15 protein-coding genes are annotated in these 20,904 nt (G+C 39.4%); 5 read left to right on the top strand and 10 right to left on the bottom strand.

The genetic code is table 11. The features are described 5' to 3' along the window. Positions 1-6: 6 nt before the first annotated feature. The 4 genes from MTF64_RS05050 to MTF64_RS05035 all read right to left on the bottom strand — a co-directional run bounded on the left by MTF64_RS05050 (position 7) and on the right by MTF64_RS05035 (position 7,061). Complete coding sequence (locus MTF64_RS05050) at positions 7-2,895, bottom strand: two-component regulator propeller domain-containing protein (protein WP_348984473.1); 2,889 nt, start codon at positions 2,893-2,895, stop codon at positions 7-9. A 355-nt stretch (positions 2,896-3,250) separates the two neighbouring features. Next, positions 3,251-3,889 (bottom strand): chloramphenicol acetyltransferase, encoded by a 639-nt coding sequence (locus MTF64_RS05045; RefSeq protein WP_248450975.1) that lies wholly within the window; start codon positions 3,887-3,889, stop codon positions 3,251-3,253. Positions 3,890-4,043: 154 nt separating this feature from the next. Beyond that, positions 4,044-5,084, bottom strand: a complete 1,041-nt coding sequence (locus MTF64_RS05040; RefSeq protein ID WP_248450805.1) for a Glu/Leu/Phe/Val dehydrogenase — start codon at positions 5,082-5,084, stop codon at positions 4,044-4,046. 450 nt (positions 5,085-5,534) lie between these two features. Further along, positions 5,535-7,061, bottom strand: coding sequence for a fumarate hydratase (locus MTF64_RS05035; RefSeq protein ID WP_004589406.1), 1,527 nt, complete (start codon positions 7,059-7,061; stop codon positions 5,535-5,537). A gap of 169 nt (positions 7,062-7,230) precedes the next feature. On the opposite strand from MTF64_RS05035, the gene pabB reads away from it, so the two are divergent. The 3 genes from pabB (at position 7,231) to MTF64_RS05020 (ending at position 10,638) form a co-directional block, all read left to right on the top strand. After that, on the top strand, positions 7,231-8,577 hold the full coding sequence (gene pabB / locus MTF64_RS05030; protein WP_248450804.1) for an aminodeoxychorismate synthase component I: 1,347 nt from the start codon (positions 7,231-7,233) through the stop codon (positions 8,575-8,577). A 6-nt stretch (positions 8,578-8,583) separates the two neighbouring features. Next, complete coding sequence (locus tag MTF64_RS05025) at positions 8,584-9,159, top strand: CoA pyrophosphatase (RefSeq protein WP_039972509.1); 576 nt, start codon at positions 8,584-8,586, stop codon at positions 9,157-9,159. A gap of 102 nt (positions 9,160-9,261) precedes the next feature. Continuing rightward, on the top strand, positions 9,262-10,638 hold the full coding sequence (locus MTF64_RS05020) for an L-serine ammonia-lyase (RefSeq protein ID WP_004589403.1): 1,377 nt from the start codon (positions 9,262-9,264) through the stop codon (positions 10,636-10,638). A gap of 71 nt (positions 10,639-10,709) precedes the next feature. On the opposite strand, the gene cysB is transcribed toward MTF64_RS05020, so the two are convergent. Then, positions 10,710-11,687, bottom strand: coding sequence for an HTH-type transcriptional regulator CysB (gene cysB / locus MTF64_RS05015; RefSeq protein ID WP_024032357.1), 978 nt, complete (start codon positions 11,685-11,687; stop codon positions 10,710-10,712). Between the two features lie 293 nt (positions 11,688-11,980). Between cysB and MTF64_RS05010 the strand changes: the two genes are divergently transcribed. Beyond that, positions 11,981-12,739, top strand: a complete 759-nt coding sequence (locus tag MTF64_RS05010; RefSeq protein ID WP_248450803.1) for a hypothetical protein — start codon at positions 11,981-11,983, stop codon at positions 12,737-12,739. Between the two features lie 251 nt (positions 12,740-12,990). Here the strand turns inward: MTF64_RS05010 and MTF64_RS05005 are convergent, their stop codons facing one another. After that, the gene (locus MTF64_RS05005) at positions 12,991-14,283 is read right to left on the bottom strand and encodes an NCS2 family permease (RefSeq protein WP_004589400.1); all 1,293 of its coding nucleotides are present in this window, start codon (positions 14,281-14,283) and stop codon (positions 12,991-12,993) included. A 117-nt stretch (positions 14,284-14,400) separates the two neighbouring features. Between MTF64_RS05005 and MTF64_RS05000 the strand changes: the two genes are divergently transcribed. Next, positions 14,401-14,856, top strand: a complete 456-nt coding sequence (locus tag MTF64_RS05000; RefSeq protein WP_055254982.1) for a sel1 repeat family protein — start codon at positions 14,401-14,403, stop codon at positions 14,854-14,856. Between the two features lie 593 nt (positions 14,857-15,449). On the opposite strand, the gene MTF64_RS04995 is transcribed toward MTF64_RS05000, so the two are convergent. The 4 genes from MTF64_RS04995 to MTF64_RS04980 are packed head-to-tail and all read right to left on the bottom strand — an operon-like array spanning position 15,450 to position 20,701. Then, positions 15,450-17,096, bottom strand: a complete 1,647-nt coding sequence (locus MTF64_RS04995) for a hypothetical protein (protein WP_248450802.1) — start codon at positions 17,094-17,096, stop codon at positions 15,450-15,452. Beyond that, positions 17,086-18,033, bottom strand: a complete 948-nt coding sequence (locus MTF64_RS04990) for a TniB family NTP-binding protein (protein WP_096739404.1) — start codon at positions 18,031-18,033, stop codon at positions 17,086-17,088. Before MTF64_RS04990 ends, MTF64_RS04995 begins: the two co-directional genes overlap by 11 nt. Then, on the bottom strand, positions 18,030-20,018 hold the full coding sequence (locus MTF64_RS04985; protein ID WP_248450801.1) for a hypothetical protein: 1,989 nt from the start codon (positions 20,016-20,018) through the stop codon (positions 18,030-18,032). The genes MTF64_RS04990 and MTF64_RS04985 overlap by 4 nt, the downstream gene beginning before the upstream one ends. After that, complete coding sequence (locus MTF64_RS04980) at positions 20,006-20,701, bottom strand: TnsA endonuclease N-terminal domain-containing protein (RefSeq protein WP_248450800.1); 696 nt, start codon at positions 20,699-20,701, stop codon at positions 20,006-20,008. The genes MTF64_RS04985 and MTF64_RS04980 overlap by 13 nt, the downstream gene beginning before the upstream one ends. Positions 20,702-20,904 lie beyond the last annotated feature (203 nt).

Here is a 20,904-nt window from a genome sequence, read left to right as displayed (position 1 = left end):
TTTCAATCAGATAATTTCTGTGCAATTTCGTCCGCTATTTTTAGCTTTGTATAAAGCTTGATCTGCCCGCGATAAAAGACGGTCGTAATCACCGACGTTGGTTGAGTCAGACAAGCCAAAACTGGCTGTTACACTTAATCCCTCACCAATGGCCGAAAAGTCATGCTGTGCAATGCTCTCGCGCAGTGCTTCGCATATGATTTTTGCTTCGCTGGCGGTTTTATCTGCAAAAACAATTGTAAACTCTTCACCGCCCCAACGTGCTATATGCTGGTTTTCTTGGCAGCCATTTTTAAGCAGCTCTGCAATAGTACAAATCACCTTGTCGCCAATAATATGCGACCAGTTATCGTTAATACGCTTAAAGTGATCAATATCCAGTATAGCTATGGCTAACGGCCGGTTTTGCTGTTTGTAAGTGGCAAAATTATGGGCAAGCCAGCTATCAAAAGCACGCCTGTTAGGCATGTCGGTAAGTTGGTCGTGTGTTGCTTGGTATGCAAACGCATTGGCTTGCGTTTGTAGGTCTTGGGTTTGCTTTTCTACGCGATTAGTCAGCTCTATTTCTATTTTTTTGTAGTGGTATAAACGGTATTTGTATATAGCAAAAATAACCATTAAAAATAATACAAATACTGCAAACTTAAATTGCGGTTTTTGCCAAAAAAATGACTGAATTACAATATTTACAGCTTGCTGATTATCTTGCCACTGTGCGTTAGGGTAACTTGCTCGTACCATAAAGGTATACTCCCCTGGCGGTAAGTTAGTGTACTCAGCACCGGTCATATGTTGGCGATTAACCCATTTATCGTTAAAGCCCTTTAATTGGGTTTGAAAATTTAATCGCTGCGGCATAATAAAGCTCAGCCCTGCATAATGAAACGATAAACGCGATACCCCCGGTGGCAAAAATACCGACTCTCCTTCAAGCGGAAGCGCAATAGGCTTACCATCTACAAAAATATTTTCAATAATGGTCGGCAGCGCAATTTGCGTTGATGCTTGTAAGCGCGCTGGTTTTACGGTACTCACCCCCTTTGCGGTTGCAAACCAAATACTCCCATCGTTATGCGTTACAGCCGAAGGGGTTGAACCTCCGTTGGCCTGCGCACTTAACATCCCATCGCCTTCATCATACAGTTGATAGTTAAGCACGGCTGCTTTAGCGCTCGCGGGAGCATCGAGGATTTGCTGTATATGATTTTTATCGATTTGAATAATTCCGCGGTTGCTCGAGAGCCAAAATGAGCCATTGTGCGGCACCACTTGAAATAGTTTATCGATAGGTAAACCTTGCTCTAAGCCAAGCATGGCCACTTTTCCGCTTGTTAGCTCATAGCGCACTAAGCCCCTATCTGTGGCCATCCAAGTATAGGTATCATCAATATAAAACCCAAACGCATATTGCGCAGAAAACTCACGAGGGAATTCAACCGTTGTAAATTGCTCACTAACAATATCAAATACCACCACCCCATTGCCGGTACCTACCCAAATATTGCCCGCGTTATCTTCACTAAGTGCAAGTACAAACCCACTTGGTAAGTCTTTTTTATTTGTAAATTGATTTAAGCTGCCATCTTCATTAATGCGCGTCAGCCCCATGGCAGAGCCTATCCACAAACGGTTTTTAGAATCAAATAATAAAGCCCTTACTTCGTTACTCCCAAGGCCAGTGCTACGATTAATAAACGGCGTAAAAGTATTATTAACTATTTTTAAAACACCTGAGGTATACGTACCTGCCCACACACTACCGTCGGGTGCTTCGTGTAAACTGAGCACAGAATAAGGACTGCTTTGTTTAGAGCCTGAAACCAAAGTAGCGCGGTTGTTTTTTATTATATTTAAGCCAGAGCTTCCCCCCACCCATAAACTGCCATCGGAGTGAGAAAGCACTGTGCGGGTATAATCCCCCGCTAAACCTCTTTTTTGGGTCCACGATGAAAACGGCGACTCACGCAGGCGAAACAACCCGGCGTTAGTGCCAATCCAAATACTGTTTTCTCTATCTTGTAACAAAGATAAAATACGGTTGGCGGGTAATCCGTTATTGGCATCTAACTGCTCTACGCCATCGGGCGATAGCCTAAATACCCCTTTATTAATTGTGCCAAACCATAAGTCTCCATGGTTATCCTCTAATAAGCTAGAAATAGATTCATTGCTAAGCTTTTCATGTATCGGCTGAAACTGCGCCTTGGTTTTGATCCACGCGCCTTTTTCGCTTCCCACAATAAGCGAGCCACCACGGGTAATTAATAAGTTATAGACAGGTGCATTTGGTAAACCAAAGTGTGGTGTCATTAAGGTCGGTATTTTGTTGTGTATTTTATAAAGGCCTGCACTGGTTGCTGCCCAAATAACCCCATCGTGATCTTCTATAACCCGATAAGCACTTACATTTTTAATAATTGCAAGGTCGGTATCGCTGTTATGTTCACGATAAAACACGCCGTCGTTTTCAAGGGCTAACCATAGGCTTTGATCAGCACTTTCAATTAAATGATTAACCATGGTTGATGCTGATCGCTTGGTATCCCACTGCCTATGTTGATATAAGCTAATTCCTCCGCGCGACCCCGCTATGTATAACCCACCACTATTTGTGGGAGTGAGTGCCCTTAAACCCGAGTCGGGTAAGTTATTAATATGAGCACGGGTTAATATTGTAAACTCTTGGCCATTAAAACGTGCCAAACCTTCCCATGTAGCAACCCATAAGTAGCCATCTTGGGTTTGCGTAACGCTATTAATACTGTTGTGTGGCAATCCAGAGCGGGTATTCCATGTTTCAGAAAAATAATCACTTAACGGTAAACGGGTTTGCTCTTGGGCTTCACATAAAAACATGACGAAAAAAGAACATATAATGCTTAATTGTCTCATCATCAACTGCCTTAGTTATTCTTTTACTTGTGTGTAAGCGTTTTATCGTTATTTAAAAGGAGTAGGAAAGAATTTACTTGGCACTGAGCACACCAAAATTGTGCGCTCCAACAAAGCGTTAAAATCCCTATACGCATTGGGTGAATACACTAGGGTTTGTTTAAGCGCTAAAAGCGCGTTAATTAAAACTAAACAATAGCGTAAACAACTAATAATACGTGCTAAAAAGCACCTTAAATAAGTCGCTAAAACTTAATGTCGTAAACGTATCAGCTAATCGTTACAAATTAACTTATATCGCCTATCTAACTAAAAATACTACCATAGCAAATAAATACATTGCATTAACTAAATTCAATTAATCTTTACAAAAGTCGTCAATATTGTTTTGTAATACGTTTATAAATGCTGCGACGTGTAAACCGTCCATTAGCGAATGATGCACATCAATCGAAAACGGCATTAGGCCCGTGGTTTTATCGTATTGACCAAACACAAATTTAGGAATACCTAAGCTTTTCCCTTCACTAAATGCATGCGAAAAACTACTAAAGTTCAGCCAAGGTAAAACCGATATATGTATCAAATCGGCCTGCCCTTCGGTTTCATTAAACGCCTGAGAAAATAACGGTTGAGATTTAGCATTGGCGCTTATCGCAGTGGCGTGCTGAGCAAATTCTTCAAGGCAAGGCGAATAATTAAAGTAACTAAATATAAACGAATCATCGCTAGCAAGCTCGACCACACTGGCTCTTACTTGCTTTAACCGCCATGGACGGTCATTAATAATTCTTAGCATAATCGGGTTATAAGCGTGGCAAGCTTTTAATGTGGCATGCACATATGCTTGAAAAAAAGACAGTTTATTTTGTTTACAATATTCAAATAAAGGCTTGGCGTTAAGTGTTACGCACACATTAAAATATGGCTGGGTAAAGTTTTTAAATAATTCGAAGTGTTGTTGGCGAGGCCATGTATCAAGGTCGATGGGCTCCATTAAGGCGTTTGTATCAGTCATAATATCCATAAGCTTGTCGTTAACGATTAGGCCGCATTGCCTTAAGGGTCTTGGCCACAAAAATTACCACGCCACAGAGTATAAACAAAAAAGGCGTACCACTGTACGCCTTAGTTTAAATAAACGGCTAAATTTACAGGCCGTTTTGAATTATCTCTTGCGCTAACTCATCGGCAATCAAGTGCGTTGATTTTTGCTCTTTTTCACTACGGGTGAATATTTCGGTTAAGGTATCAAAAATACCTTCAACATGTTTATTAGACGCCGCCTCACTGTAGCCTTGTGGTGCAGTTTCGTAATACACATTAATAATGCCACCAGCGTTAATAACGTAATCGGGTGCATACAAAATACCTTTTTCACGAAGTACTTCACCGTGACGAGACTGCGCTAGCTGATTATTAGCACACCCAGCAATAATGGTTGCCTTAATACGTGCAATGGTTTCATCATTAATGGTGGCACCTAATGCACAAGGTGCGTATACATCAACATCAAGGTCATAAATTTCATCAATACCCACCTCCGTAGCGCCAAAGTCATTTACTACGCGCTCTACAGCATCTTGATTGATATCTGTTACAAATAATTTTGCACCAGCTTGCGCTAAATGCTTACATAAACCATAGGCGACTGCACCTAAACCTTGTACAGCCACTTTAATGCCGGCAAAATCTTGATGCCCACGTTGGTGCTGTAATGCCGCTTTAATTCCTAAAAACGTACCGTAAGCTGTAAAAGGTGACGGGTTACCGCTTTTCCCTTCCAAGCCCAGCACATAATTTGTTTCTTTATTCATTAATGCAACGTCATCACATGTAATGTTTACATCTTCGGCAGAATAGTAACGGCCATTCAATCGCTCTAATTGACGACCAAAAGCTCGAAATAACTGCTCTGATTTAATCTCTTTTGCATTGCCAATAATAACTGATTTACCACCACCAAACGGTAGGCGAGCAACCGCATTTTTATAGGTCATCCCTTTTGAGAGACGTAAAACATCGTAAACGGCATCTTCATCGTTGGCATAGTCCCACATTCTACAACCACCAACAGCAGGGCCAAGGTTAGTATTATGTACGGCAATAATTGCTTTTAAACCTGACGCTTCGTCAGAACAAAAAACCACTTGTTCGTGGTTATCAAATTCAGCTTGATTAAACACAGCCACTGTAATTACTCCAAAATAGTTTACCCGTGAGAGGGATGAGCGCTGGAAATTGACGAAACTTTACCACTTCATTTTTAAGGGTGCCACATAATGAGAAGTTAAACCCGTAAAAAGCAAGCCTTGTGAATTAATAAATCTAAATAACAATAAAGTATGGATAGAAAATTCAACAAAAGGCACATAAATTAAATTTAAAGCTAACAACACCGTTAAAAAGCGCCCTCACATTTACGTGAACGTAAAGGTAATACCAAGTGTAAACCTTGTATTACACAGCTGCCCTCCCAGCAAAGTCGCACAGTGTATAGGTTTATGAAGAAAAAAGCAGATTTACCACAACTGGTCTGAGGTGTTTATTTGAAGGGGCAATTTGCGCTTTTTTAATATTTCATAAAACAAATACAAAAAAAGCGAGCCTAAGCTCGCTTTGTAATTAGATTACGTAAACCTTTATTTAAGCTTGCCGTCTAGCTCTTCAATTTTAGCTTTCCAAATTGCAGGGCCTTGCGTGTGTGCGTTAGCACCTTCGCTGTCTACGGCAACCGTAACTGGCATATCTTCTACTTCAAATTCGTAGATTGCTTCCATACCTAAATCTTCAAAGGCAACCACGCGTGCTTTTTTAATTGCTTTAGATACTAAGTATGCCGCACCACCTACAGCCATTAAATAAACCGATTTATGCTCTTTAATCGACTCAACTGTAGCAGGACCACGCTCAGCTTTACCTATCATGCCTACAATGCCGGTTTTTTCTAGCATCATATCGGTAAATTTATCCATACGTGTTGCAGTTGTAGGGCCTGCAGGGCCTACAGCTTCATCACCTACAGCATCAACTGGGCCAACGTAATAAATAAACTTATTATCAAAATCAACGCCCTCAGGTAAACCTTCACCTGAATTGATCATATCTTGTAAGCGTTTATGGGCAGCGTCACGGCCTGTTAAAATAGTGCCTGAGAGTAAAACAGTTTCTCCCATTTTCCACTCGCGGGTGTCTTCTTTAGTTAACGTATCTAAATTAACACGGCGAGTTCCTTCACCTACTTCAAACGTCACTTCTGGCCAGTCTTCTAGCTTAGGTGCTTTTAAATCTGCAGGGCCTGAGCCGTCTAGTGTAAAGTGTACGTGGCGCGTAGCTGCACAGTTAGGGATCATCACAACAGGTTTTGATGCCGCATGCGTAGGCGCTGTTTTTACTTTAATATCAACAACCGTTGTTAAACCACCTAAACCTTGCGCGCCAATACCTAGCTTGTTAGCACGTTCAAAAATTTCTAAACGCAGTTTTTCTTCCGTTGTTTCTGCACCGCGCTCCATAAGCTCATGAATATCAACCGGGTCCATTAACGACTCTTTTGCCATTACAGCTGCTTTTTCGGCGGTTCCACCAATGCCTATACCTAGCATGCCTGGCGGGCACCAACCAGCGCCCATTGTTGGTAGCGTTTTTTCTACCCATGCAGCCACATCGTCAGATGGGTTTAGCATAACCATTTTACTTTTGTTCTCTGAGCCGCCGCCTTTCGCTGCAACCATTACTTCTACTTCGCCACCCGCCACTAAATCAATGTGTACAACTGAAGGGGTATTATCTTTAGTGTTTTTACGTGTGCCAGCAGGGTCAGCTACAATAGAAGCGCGTAGTGGGTTATCTGGATTTAAATATGCGCGACGTGTGCCTTCATCAACCATTTGTTGTACGGTTAAATCTGTTTTATCCCACTTAACATCCATCCCTACTTTTACAAAACAGGTAATAATACCCGTGTCTTGACACAATGGACGCTTGCCTTCAGCCGACATACGCGAGTTAATTAAAATTTGCGCGATTGCATCTTTTGCAGCCTTGCTTTGTTCTTTGTTGTAGGCTTTTTCTAACGCTTGAACAAAATCAAGGGGATGATAAAAAGAGATATATTGCAACGCATCTTCAATGCTATCAATAAAGTCTTGCTGACGGATTGTACTCATAGTGGTTCCTTAAGTTAGCGTTACGCTTAAGCGTAATCTATACCAAACCGGTGACGGTGGTTTGCACTGTTTTAATTACAACGTAGATTTGATACTAAACGCTGCCAAAAAAATTTGACTTATGATACCCTCCCAGCCCGTTTCGAGCCAGTTCTTAAAGGGGCAGTAAATGCTAAACAATGAAAAAAATTGTGTAAAATTAGCCATAACACAAAACTGCATTGATGTTTTCGCGCATTTTGCGCATTTACCCTATGCCGTATTACTAGACTCAGCCAATAGCGAGCACATAAATAGTCGCTTTGATATTATTGCGATAGAGCCTCACGCTATTTTAGAAGTAAACAATAATCATAGCGTATTTAATCAGCAGCTTGACTCGCGTAGCCCCTTTACAATAATGAACGATGAGCTAAGTAAACTTAGCGCGCAAAAAGCCGCTAATAACCTGCCTTTTAACGGCGGCTGGCTTGGTTATTTTGGTTACGATTTAGGGCGTATTATTGAGCACATGCCACGCACGGCAAAACACGATATAACGTTGCCACAAATGGCCATTGGCCTTTATTTAGATGCGCTGATATTTGATAAACACCAGCAAAGCTGGTTTTACGTTTCTCAGCCTGAGGTGAACCGTTTAGCGCTTTACCAGCAGTATTTAGCAAACGATATAGTACCAGCACAGTTTTCGCTCACCAGCGATTGGCACTCAAATATGAGTGAACATGAATACGCTGACAAATTTTCGCAAATACAAGATTATTTAAAAAGTGGTGATTGCTATCAAATCAACCTAGCACAGCGCTTTAGTGCCGGTTTTAAAGGCGACCCTTTCCAAGCCTACAAAGTATTACGTGAGGCTAATAAAGCGCCATTTTCTAGCTTTATTAACCACCCACGTGGCGCCATTTTATCAATATCGCCAGAGCGCTTTATTGCAGTTCACGACAATATAGTTGAAACAAAACCCATCAAAGGCACTTTGCCACGCATGGCCGACGCAATCGCAGATCAACAACAAGCGAGAGCCCTTGAAAACTCAACCAAAGACCGCGCAGAAAATGTAATGATTGTTGATTTACTGCGTAACGATTTAGGTAAAGTTGCAAAACCTGGCTCTGTAAAGGTGCCCTCACTTTTTGCTATTGAGAGCTTTCCGGCAGTGCATCACTTAGTGAGTACCGTAACGGCAGAGCTAGATGAAAGTAAAACGTGTGTTGATCAACTTGAAGCAGCATTTCCCGGAGGGTCAATCACTGGCGCGCCTAAAATTAGAGCTATGGAGATAATTGAAGAGCTAGAGCCTCATAGGCGTAGTATTTACTGTGGCTCTATAGGTTATTTAAGCGCCTGCGGTAATATGGACACCAGTATTACAATCCGTACATTGGTTTGTCATAACGAACACATTTATTGCTGGGCCGGCGGTGGTATTGTCGCTGATTCTAAAGTCGAATTGGAATACCAAGAAACATACGATAAAGTGAATAAAATACTTCCTTTATTAAAACAGTAGAACGCTTTGAATAGTGAACATATTATGGCGCGGTTTCAGCTAAGCCCTACTGCTGCGCCAAATCAAATAAAAGATACCCGTAAAAAGCGTGCCAGTGCGGTTATGCTGCCTATTATTGATGTTGATAACCACGCGCATATTTTATTGTGCAAACGCCCTACTTATTTACATCATCACCCTGGGGAAATTTGTTTACCCGGCGGTAAGTTTGAGCAAAGCGATAAACACCTGCGCACCACAGCGCTTCGAGAATTACACGAAGAGCTTAATATAGCGCCAAGTAATGTTAAAGTGCTCGGGCAGCTGCCACAATACTCTACCCTAACAGGCTTTAGCATTAGCCCATTTGTGGGTTTACTTGATGAACACACAGTATGGGAGAACGATTATAATGAAGTGCAAGCTAGCTTTTTACTGTCGCTTACCCAGCTTTCAAACGAGGCCAATTGGCAGCCTATTCCTTTTCAACGTTTTGGCAAAACCATCACCTTGCAAGGGTTTAGTACACCGCACGGATTACTGTGGGGAGCAACGGCTAGCATTATAAAAAACTTTACAAAACAGCTTGCCCTACCAGTGTAAAACTTACGGCCAAATAGTTACATAATATAGAATTAACGTTATGATACTCGACCGTTCAAAGAACAGCTTTCGGGCTGAGTAAATAAAGTAGAGACCCATAGTATGATCAGTGCATTTGATATGTTTAGCATTGGTATTGGCCCATCGTCGTCACATACCGTTGGCCCAATGCGTGCCTCGCGCTTATTTGTTAATGACCTACAAGAGCAACAACTTTTAACCTCTGTTACCGATATAAAGGTAGAGCTTTATGGCTCACTGGGTCAAACCGGCGTAGGCCATGGCTCTGGTAAAGCCGTTATATTAGGGCTTGCCGGCTACGACCCAGAAACAATAGATGCCGATTTAGTTGACGATATCCTTGCCACCATTGAAAAAGAGCAAGTGATATACCTCAACCAAACCCATAAAGCGAATTTTCCTAAGCAAGGGGCTATTGTTTTTCATCGCCGTAAAACCTTACCTAAGCACTCTAATGCCATGGAAATTATTGCCTCAAATAATGGCGAAAAAGTATATAGCAAAGTGTACTACTCTATTGGCGGCGGCTTTATTGTTACCGATGAAGAATTTGAAAACGAAAAACAAGCAGCCCTTGATATACGCGAGCAAAACCCGGCTCCTTACCCGTTCGAAAGTGCAAAAGATTTACTAGAGCTGTGTAAAGAATCCGGCTTTAGTGTATCTACTTTAATGATGCATAACGAAAAAACGCTGCGCAAAGAAGACGATATTAAAGACGAGTTGTTTAATATTTGGCAAGTAATGAAAGCCTGTATTGAACGTGGCATGCGCACCGAGGGAATTTTACCAGGTGGTTTAAAAGTTAAACGCCGTGCACCTAGTTTGTATTTAAAGCTAAATGTAGAAGTGAGTAATGACCCACTCAGAGCAATGGATTGGGTGGATTTATTTGCCTTAGCTGTAAATGAAGAAAATGCCGCCGGTGGGCGCGTAGTCACGGCGCCAACAAATGGTGCTGCGGGTATATTGCCGGCCGTTTTAATGTACTACCACACATTTATTAAAGAAGTAGACCGCGACATAGCCACACGCTATTTATTAACCGCAGCGGCGATTGGTATTTTATACAAAAAAAATGCCTCTATTTCGGGCGCAGAAGTAGGCTGCCAAGGTGAAGTAGGTGTTGCCTGTTCAATGGCCGCTGGCGCACTTACTGAAATTGTTGGTGGTAATGTAGTACATGTTGAAAACGCCGCCGAAATAGGCATGGAGCATAATTTAGGCCTAACCTGCGACCCTGTAGGCGGATTGGTACAAGTACCGTGTATTGAGCGCAATGCCATGGGCGCCATTAAAGCAATTAATGCCTCTCGCCTAGCAATACGTGGCAGTGGCGAGCAAAAGGTGTCGCTTGATAAAGTGATTAAAACCATGCTCGATACCGGTAACGACATGAAAACCAAATATAAAGAAACCGCACGCGGTGGATTAGCGGTAAACATTATTGAATGTTAAGCGTATAAAAACAAAAAACCGCGTATTTTAGCAATACGCGGTTTTTTAGTATTTATATACTTAAAGTCTTACTATTTTACTGGCAGTTCTATGTCGGCAAATAACGCATCAACATCTTCTTGATTACGTAATAAGCTTGCTCGCTCTACTCGCTCTTTAGTTAAATGCGGGGCAAAACGCTCAATAAAGTCATACATATAAGTACGTAAAAAACTGCCCTTTCTAAAGCCAATTTTAGTTGTGCTAGCTTCAAATAGATGGCTGGCATCAATACACACTAAATCTGTGTCACTTAATTGATCAACGGCCATTGAAGCAACTACACCTACACCTAGCCCTAACCTTACATAAGTTTTAATTACATCGGCATCGGTTGCAGTAAACACAATGTGCGGCTCAAGGCCGTGCGCATTAAATGCTTTATCAAGCTCAGAGCGACCAGTAAACCCAAATACATACGTAATAAGCGGATACTGAGCTATATCGGCAACGGTTAAATTGTCGGCCTTTTGTGCTAGAGGATGATCTTTTGCCACCACAATGCTGCGGTTCCAATGATAGCAAGGCAGCATAACTAAATCTGAGTATAAATGAAGTGCTTCAGTTGCAATGGCAAAGTCTGCGTCACCGCGCGCTGCCGCATCAGAAATCTGTTGTGGTGTACCTTGATGCATATGCAGCGAAACAGCTGGGTATTTTTTCATAAAGCCCTGAATAACACTAGGCAAAGCATAACGAGCTTGCGTGTGTGTAGTGGCTATATTTAGTTTACCCTGATCAGGCAGCGTGTGCTCATTAGCAACCGCTTTTATACCTTCGACTTTAGATAAAATTTCGCGAGAAATGTTAATTATTTCTTCGCCGGCACCTGTAACATGCGTTAAATGCTTACCACTGCGGCCAAAAATTTGTACACCTAGCTCATCTTCAAGCATGCGCACTTGTTTAGATATACCAGGCTGTGAGGTAAATAAACTCTCAGCAGTTGCTGATACGTTTAGCTTATGGTTTTGAACTTCTACGATGTATCTAAGTTGTTGTAATTTCATGGTTGCAGTTTTTAACGTTATTATTAAGCTTATATGATGGTAATACTAAGCAAAACCAAGTTTAATTTAGCTAAAACTTGGCAAAGTAAGCACGTATATTTTCATTATTTAAGCATTAAGGCTAGCATAATAAACCCGCTGCAGATAGCGATGTTTATTCAGGTTCAACTTATAATACATTATTCTTATATCTAATTTTTAACATATTTTTAAGTTAATCAGCGCAAAGCTACCCTCAAAGCATATATTTGATGTAATATAAAAAAATAGATTATGAATCCGAGAATTAAGCCATGATCGTTTCGATTATAATTGTGCTTATAGTGGCACTGATAGTGATTGCACTATGGGTAAGCGCTGTACAGCAGCATAAAGAAAAGCAAGAAGTTGAACGTCGCAAAGAATTAACAAAACAAAAAGCGATAATTGAAGAAACCGAAGAAGCACTTATGAATAGCGCTAATATTCCGCTTTCTGAAAACATTATACGCGTTTTACAACGTAGATGTTACGAAGCACTAAACGCTATGGTGAACCATTCACCTAATTCTAAAGCATTAAAAAGCAGAATGAACGAAGCTAAAGAAAAGCTAAGTGTTGCAGTTCAAGGTAATAGCAGCGACAATTTATCGTTACCAAGTAACGATAAGCAGTTAGTCTCGTTAATTCAGGGCATAAAAAAGCTTAGAGTTATTATGCGCTCTGAGCACAGTAAAGGCCGTGTAGATAGCCAAGTATTTGCAGCAGAAGATAAACGCCTTGAAAAGTTACAACTTAGAATTAATATAGAAAGTCAAATTAAACGCGGTTTATCTGCTCGTTCAGCGAGCATGGTGGGCTCTGCTAGGCAATATTTTGAAAAAGCCTATGCCACACTTAGTGCCGTTACCTATTCTGATGAATACGTAAACGCAAAACGCCAAGAAGTTGAAGCCTATTTAGAAGAAATAAGCACAGAACTAAAAGCATCAAACGCCACTGCCCTGAAGAAAAAAGCAGAAGCAGAGCAAGATGACTTAGACGTATTATTTGCACCTAAAAAGAAATGGTAATTTTAAATACCCAAAAGAAAGCCCATACATAATGTATGGGCTTTTTTGTATCTGTTAAGCTTTTACCAATGGGTAAATACTAACGTATTTTGAGGCACTACCTAGCGATAACTACGTTATAAACGCTCATTTACCACAACATAGATACGCAAGGTATAACAATGCAGTGGCAATGAGCGATAGCCACTAAATAATAAATGTTTACCCACCCTCAAACTAAGCCTCTTAGCTAAAAGAATGGGTATTAGCTATTATGATAAAAATGCAAACTTGATAATAAATAACGCTGTTAAAATCCACACGCTAATACTAACCTGGTCGCGTTTACCACACAGTACTTTAACCGCAGTATACGATATAAAACCAAGAGCAATACCATGCGCAATAGAGAATGTAAGCGGCGTCATAAGTAGTACTACACTTACCGGAATTGCATCGCTCATGTCATCCCAGTTTACAAACTTAAGGTTTTGCAGCATTAATACCGCAACGTATAAAATAGCACCCGCTGTTGCATAAGCCGGCACCATTTGCGCAAGCGGCGCAAAAAACATCATTAGTAAAAAGCATATACCCACAACAACAGCTGTTAAGCCAGTACGCCCTCCAACCGATACACCGGCCACAGACTCAATATAAGAAGTAGTGGTAGAAGTACCTAACATTGCACCCGCAATAGTAGCTGTACTATCGGCACTTAAAGCACGCCCTAAACGTGGCATATTGCCTTTTTCATCGGCTAAGCCTGCTTTTTGAGTTACCGCAACTAACGTGCCTGATGTATCAAATAAATCAACAAACAAAAACGCAAAAATTACACTCAGCATAGAAAGCTCAAAGGCCGCTGCAAAATCAAGTTGCATGAAGGTAGGTAAAATAGATGGTGGCATTGACATTACGCCGTGGTACTCAACTAAGTCGAGGCTTAACGCAATGCCCGTTACTAGCAAAATGCTAATAAGTACGCCGCTTTTTATATCACGATAAAGCAAAGCAGCAATGACAAAAAAGCTTAAAATAGCTAATAAAGGACCTGCCGATGTAATATCACCAAGCTGTACTAATGTAGCTGGGCTTGAAACAATAATGCCTGCATTTTTAAGCGCAATTAACGCTAAAAACGCACCAATACCAGTGGCAATAGCCTGCTTTAAAACCAAAGGAATAGCATTAATTATCCACTCTCTGACCTTAAACAAACTTAATATTAAAAATATACAACCAGACATAAATACCGCACCTAATGCAGCTTGCCAGCTATAACCCATGCCCAGTACAACACCGTAAGTAAAAAATGCGTTTAAGCCCATGCCCGGCGCAAGTGCTAAAGGGTAATTAGCCCACAATCCCATAATAAAACAGCCAATAGCAGCCGCAATACAGGTAGCAACAAATGCAGCACCTTGATCCATGCCTGCTTCCGCAAGCATTGCAGGGTTTACAAATACAATGTAAACCATAGTAATGAAAGTAGTGATTCCAGCAATGCTTTCGCGTCGCACATTGGAGTTATTTTCGCGGAGTTTAAATAGAGCTTCGAGCATAATAGACTTGTGATAGTAAAAAGTGACGAGATTTTACCATAAAATTAAGTATAAACAGGACATTTTACCTTGCGATATACTAAACTGTTGACGTAGAAACTATAAAAAAGAAAATATATGAATAAGACTCAGCCTAGCGGACAAGACTTAGAGCAACAATTAAACAATATTTTAGATTTTGTAACACAGCCTACAAACCACAGCGCTGAAAACAATAGTGATGTCAGTGAGCAAACAACACTTAACAAAGCCCTGTATTATTTAAAGCATAACCAAGCACCGTTGGCAGCTAAGTGGATGCGCCTTGCCGCAATGGCCGGAAATCATCGCGCCCAGTTTTATTTAGGGTTATTTTTTGTCAAAGGCCAAGGCGTACCAAAAAGCGTATTTCACGCAGCAGCATGGCTGAGTTTAGCCAGCAGCCAAGGCTACGAACCGGCAACCGCTGCTTTAGATGATTTAAGAAAATATATCGACACCAAACGTCTTAAAGACGCTCAGTGCTATGCAGCCAGTTTGTATGAGCAAATCCACCAAATTCAGTTTGCCCACTTAATCCCAAAAAATGACTAACTACTGTATAGCTAACAGCTAAGCACTGTAAAACACACTAAAATAACTGTATAGCCATCCCTTAAGTACTGTATAACGCTGCTACACTTTATACAGTACTGCAAACACCCTCAGCTTTCACTTACACGGCTTAAATTATAACCCTCTGTTTTTAAAGTGTTATTTTTATTATTTATTTTTTAAATGTTCTTTCTCATTCAAGCTTGGAATTGGGAACTATATACGGCGGGGATTTAATAAGTGAATTTCCAATAGGAATTTGGAATATTTCCCATTCAATGCTGGAATTAAGCTATTTTCTCAATTAACGCTGGAATGAAGAAATTTAAAATACGAGACCTAATTTTCCCGGTAAATTTAAGGCGAAAAAAATAGCCCTAATTGAGCTAGCTTCTAAAGATATATTCATAATAGATTATATTAGCAGGGAATAAAAATAAATTTCCATGCCCTACCTTGAGAGAAGTATTGATGGGGGGTAGTCAATTCGTTACTAATATTGTTTTTCCAGAGGGGTTGTGAACTATTCGCAGTTACCGTAATGCTTTTTAGTTACTAAATCCAACGATAGGTTTAGCCTAGTTAGACATCATCTAACTAGGTTTAGTTTGATAAGTAATCACAATTTTAGATAAATCTAATTTGGGTTTTCCAAAGTATGTGAATCTAGACTCCAGCTTTCGCAAGCAGCAATCGTTTAAACTTTCCTTTTTGTATACTACGAAATCAGTTAAATAGGCATTCATGTAAAGTAAGCAAACTGGTTCAGCTTTGCAGCAATCTCTAACTAGCTTCTCGCAATCACGTGACCTTTCAAAATTTGCAGTTCTATTCAATACAAGGTGAGTACTTACAAAGTGTCGGATAGAGTCAGCATCAATTAACTTCTTATCTTTTGTAAGTTTGAGAAAACCGTCATTTATTAATTTAAGGAGCGTTTTGTGATCCAACTTGAGAATTTTTATTACATCTTTATGCTTCATATCCTTAAATGACTGCCATTTACTTTTAAGCACTTCTTTAAGTCCAACTTCAGATATATGCAAGGAGTTTACATAACGCAAAGAGCTATTCACTTTAAATTGAGCTTCAACTTTTCCAGATATTGCATAATCAACCAATTCCTCAACGCTTAAATCAAATAAATCATAGATATCTTGGGGGATGTCATCAATTATATAAAATTTATCTAAGATTTGTACTTGAGCATTTCTTGGCTCATATGTCTTAGACATAATGTTTTTGATAGCTTCAAGGTCAAAAAATGACCTTTCAGACAGAATGCTACACCTTAATGCTGGTAGCGTATTTTTCTTTACCATATACGTCAATGACTTCATTTTTATCCCTAAGAAGTTTGATAGCATCGCACCATCTACTTGAAAGCTTAATTGATTGATATTAACTCCTTTATGGAAGCGATGTTTGATACTGTAAAAGTTAGTATCAATGTCATTATTATGATATTTCAGCAAAATTTTCTCTGCTTCAATTGGTGACGTTAAACCTTTTTTAATATTAAATGAGCTAATCTGCGCTCGAAGTTCATCTATCCCAAACCGAGTAACAAGTTGCCCCATTCCTTCTAGGTGTCTGCGATGTTTTAAAAGCAAGCCTTCCCATACATCACCAAGCTCTACACAACATAAAAGCTTGTATACGTCTTCGAATAATAATCTCAAGAACTTTATATTTACTCTATCTAACTTTAGCTTTGCAGTAATAAAATCCAGAGGTCGAAAAACTGACTCAGAAAATTTTAAAAGTGCGTTTTCAAAAGCAGGCCTTTCAACATCCTCTAAACTTAAAATATGCTTTTCAAATAAGTATAGGGGCTCTTTTAAATGTGGCTTACTCTCCTCACAAGACAGCACGTTTAGAACGTTAATCAATGGAGCCTGATGTTTGATACAAATGGTTGTTGAGACATTTTGCCAATTAACATCATGTAAGGTATTTTCTTTAAAGCATTCAGCACACACTTTTAATTGTTTAGAAAGCGAGGTTGAGCTGCGAAACGCCGAGAACTGAATGCCCTGTAATAACTTATACTTTATAATATCTTGTTTTATTTGCTCTATGCTAAACAGCAAATCAACGTGCTCAGTTTTATAAAAGTTCCAAGCGAAAGGCACATGCATCTGATTGGACTTAAACAATTTAGCAACACTTACAAAGCCATAAAAATGAGCTATCAATGCACAAGCTCCATATGGCGTAATCGTTATTTTACACTTCATAATGAACCCCTAACTCTTTTTTAAGTATCATGAACTTCTGGCTATATGGATTCACTTGAGTACGACCTTTGATTAGCTTGGGACTAAATGTTTGAACCAAGTCATCTAATAGCATCTCGTCTCTATGACGCTTAGCGGCATGTAAAATAGCCTTGCTTAACACTTGAGTGAGCTGTCGTAAGTCGCCATTGGTAGTTACAAAAAGCGGTAGGTTTATTCGAGGGTCCGTAAAATCAATGCGTGTGAATTTTAAATTTTCGTTCAGTGTAAGTAAGTAGCTCACATAAACTCTGTAATTGCTTAAGGTAGATACTGATAAAAGGGACTTTTTGATTGTAAGAGAGTTCCTAGAAGCGAACTGCTCATTAATTGACAGAAGGTTTTGGACTTTTGACGTACCTGCAAAAACTAAATACACATTAAGCTCATCAACAAGCTCTTTTAAATAATCAGCTATTTGACGAACTGACTTTATACCTACTTTTTCGACCACTTGCTGAAACTCATCAAACAATAAAACTCGATAGCGCTTGGTTTGCATTTGCTTAGCAATACGTATGCGTAATTGGACCTCTGTACCTTCTATAAGACCCGGCTCACCAAACCCTTTAAGAATGGCTCTATATAAGTCTAATGGGCTCATATTAGATGGGGAACGTATATAGCATGCTTGCTCTGAGCTCGTAGGGGGTGCTGTATTAGCGTATTGTTCATTAAAACGAGTCTTAAATTTTTTTAGTAACGTCGTTTTCCCCGAGCCCGAATCACCAACGATAAGCGTACAGCAGCCACTATTAAGCTCAATAACATTACTTGCTTCGGATAAAAGTAAATCGAGCTCTTCTTTGTTTTTTGCACAAACAAAAGTCTTTTCTGTCAGCATCTTTGCTTTAGTCTTGAGCGTGTTATCTCCGTGTTCGGTAAAAGCTGTACTCATAACTCATCACCCACATTAAATTCAGGCATTGTTGAATTTTTAGATTCATCAGCCTCTGCAGCTCTTACTGCATTCATAATTTGATCGCGTGCGTTAGAGTCATTCATGTCGATCGATTTGGTATTATCAAACTTAAGTTTATTTGGTTTTTTACGACCTGTTTCATGCTCTTTATTTTCAGCTTGCTTTGCTTTCATCTTTTGAAAATTATTTAAGCCCCTTGTTACCTTTTTATAAGAGTAATGTTTTCGAGGTGATGAGCTAATATCATTAAATTTTCCAATGCGAGCAACATCTAATTCAGCCTGCTGAAAACCTACTTCGTCATGATGACTCTTAGCTCGTATCGGGACAATTACAAACGTCTTATCAGCCCTAACAACGATGCTTCTTGTATCAATATCACTGTAAAAACAATCAACCTTTTCTACACCTGACATACTTAGCTCCTTGAGTTCGGAGTTTGCATATTGTTCATTTTTCAACTTAATAGAACCATTCTTATAAAGCGTGTGATTCATACTGACACCGCCACGAAAATGTTCAGGTATAAATTTAGGACTAGGTTCACATATAAGAAGTGGGTTTTCGCTTACTTTCTTTTGCCAAACGTCAATTGGAGCTCTTTGGTTTAGCCCGCCATGCCCAGAAGTATGGTATGTCTGTGTTATAAATTTCTGAAGTTCTTCGTCAAACTCCTGCAATGTCATCGAAGCGTGTTGTTCAGCCGTTTCACCCTGCTCTAAATGTGCATTATTAACACGCGTTTTAGAGCCCAAGTAGCCCGGCAGCCTAGATAAAAACTCTCGACGCAACGTCCTGAAAAAACTTTCAATAAATGGTTTACTCCATGGACTATAAGATACAGTCACCAATGGCATTATACCGAGCCCTAATGCCATGATTTTGTATCCATTACCTTTGGTTGCGGTAGTAGCATCGGAATAGAGTTTGGTGGGAATGCCATTACACGGCCAATCTATATTCTCTTTAGGCATTACAATATTTTTTAAACATTCAATTGCTAAATCAGATGATTCCGAAACCTTCTTACCTACCTTTATAGAGTAACCAACAATGCAGCGAGTACATGTATCAATCGCAAACATGACAGCAAGCGTGCCAAGATAAGTCCTAGTTTCACTTTTAATGCCAAGGTTGATGTAAACAGCATCCATTTCGACTCGCTCTAATGGTTCTTCACCGATATACTCCCTACCTAACTTATAGCGCAAACCCTTTTGTTTCTGCTTACTAATCGTCCTATTTATAACCATCTCAGCCTCTATATCCGCGAGCCGTCTGTATATACTGGATTTAGACGGGACCTTTGGGTATTTAACTGGATCTTCTTTATTGAGCTGCTTAACTTTTATACATATCAAATCACAAATTTTATTCGTAGACTTTGCGGTCTTGTCACTACGAACAAGATAGTAATCCATAAAGAAATCATAGATGATATCTTCAGTTTCTTGAGTAAATCGCTTTTTACCCTTGTTGCACGAAGCTGCGTCGTAATTTATTAGTTTCCTAGGATCTTTATCTGAATCTAAGTAAGCTTTCACCTTTGCTTGACACGTGCTTTTACTGAAACACTTTGAATTAAATTTATTCCAGTCAAATAACATCCGACTTTCGTCAATATTCGCATTCGATGTGTAATTTTTTGAATGCCTAGCAAGGTGATCTACAACAAAACTATGCCACATCTCTTGATCTTTAATTTGCTTATCACTTAAAAATGGTACTCCTGTTAAGTGGGATGTACTTTGATCATAAAAGCTCGCTTCATTATTATTAATTTTTCTCGTGAGCTCTTGATGAGAAAGCACTTTTACATTCGCACCCCCTATTTTTTTTTGTGCTGCATCTAATGGTGAGAGAAACATTAACTTGCTGAGTGAGTTTTGTTGTACAGCATCAACAACGTAGAAGAGCTCATCAACTCTTAATTTCATACCTTCTATTATCATGCCGGACATAACTCACCCTCATAAATATTGCTAAATAAAACACTTTCACCAGAAAAATTAGATGAAAACCCTATTTTCAAATAATCACGGAGAATGCAATATGAAATTAAGTTAGTGTCTATGTTTAAACTTTCACAAATACTAACTGCTGTAGCGAGTGAAGTTGGCACTGACAATATATTTAAAAGATAATTTAAAGCGTCAAAATTAACTTCTCCAAGTGCCGTTGCATTTCTCTTAATCATCATCATATTTGATAACGCTAATCGTGAAGGTAGGTGCTTTTCTGTCATGACATGAAACTCTAACCCATGTTCGTTAAATGCTTTCTTTATCAAACCATGCTTTCGATTTTGCTTTTCATCAAGGGCTTCTGAAACTTTAACCTCTATAAACTTAGTTACATTATTACAGTCAGTTATAGAGTAATCTGGGGTGTAAACTCTAACACTTTTTCCATCAAGATATTTTATGGTAAATGGTTGGCTTTTCACTGAAACAATAGTTGGATCAAACTCAAACATCACAGCAAAGTGTGCCTCATTGAATGACTCAAAAAAATGAGGCGATGAATCTTTTGTAGTTGGAAATAAGCCTGATATATTAAATCGACTGAAGCGTTCTAAATTACGTCTCATGTCATTTTTGCGATATGCATTATCTATTTTTGTATGTCTTATATTTTTAGCCATACCTAATTCCCCCATCAAAAATTAAACTTTAGTTAAGTTTATGATGACGTCAAATATCAATATCGCAAGAAAAAACAGATCTTTTTAACAGTCTGAAAGCTAAAACTATAGTTAACACTCAAAAAAGATAGAAAACACTAAAAAACCCTTATTTTTCATGTGTATTTACACATAAAAATAATAGTTAACATATTAAGGCAATA

The organism is Pseudoalteromonas sp. 2CM41L, assembly GCF_023161905.1.
GTDB lineage: Bacteria > Pseudomonadota > Gammaproteobacteria > Enterobacterales > Alteromonadaceae > Pseudoalteromonas > Pseudoalteromonas atlantica.
The sequence above is the reverse complement of the archived record's forward strand: the minus strand, read 5'-3'. Positions and strand labels throughout refer to the sequence as shown.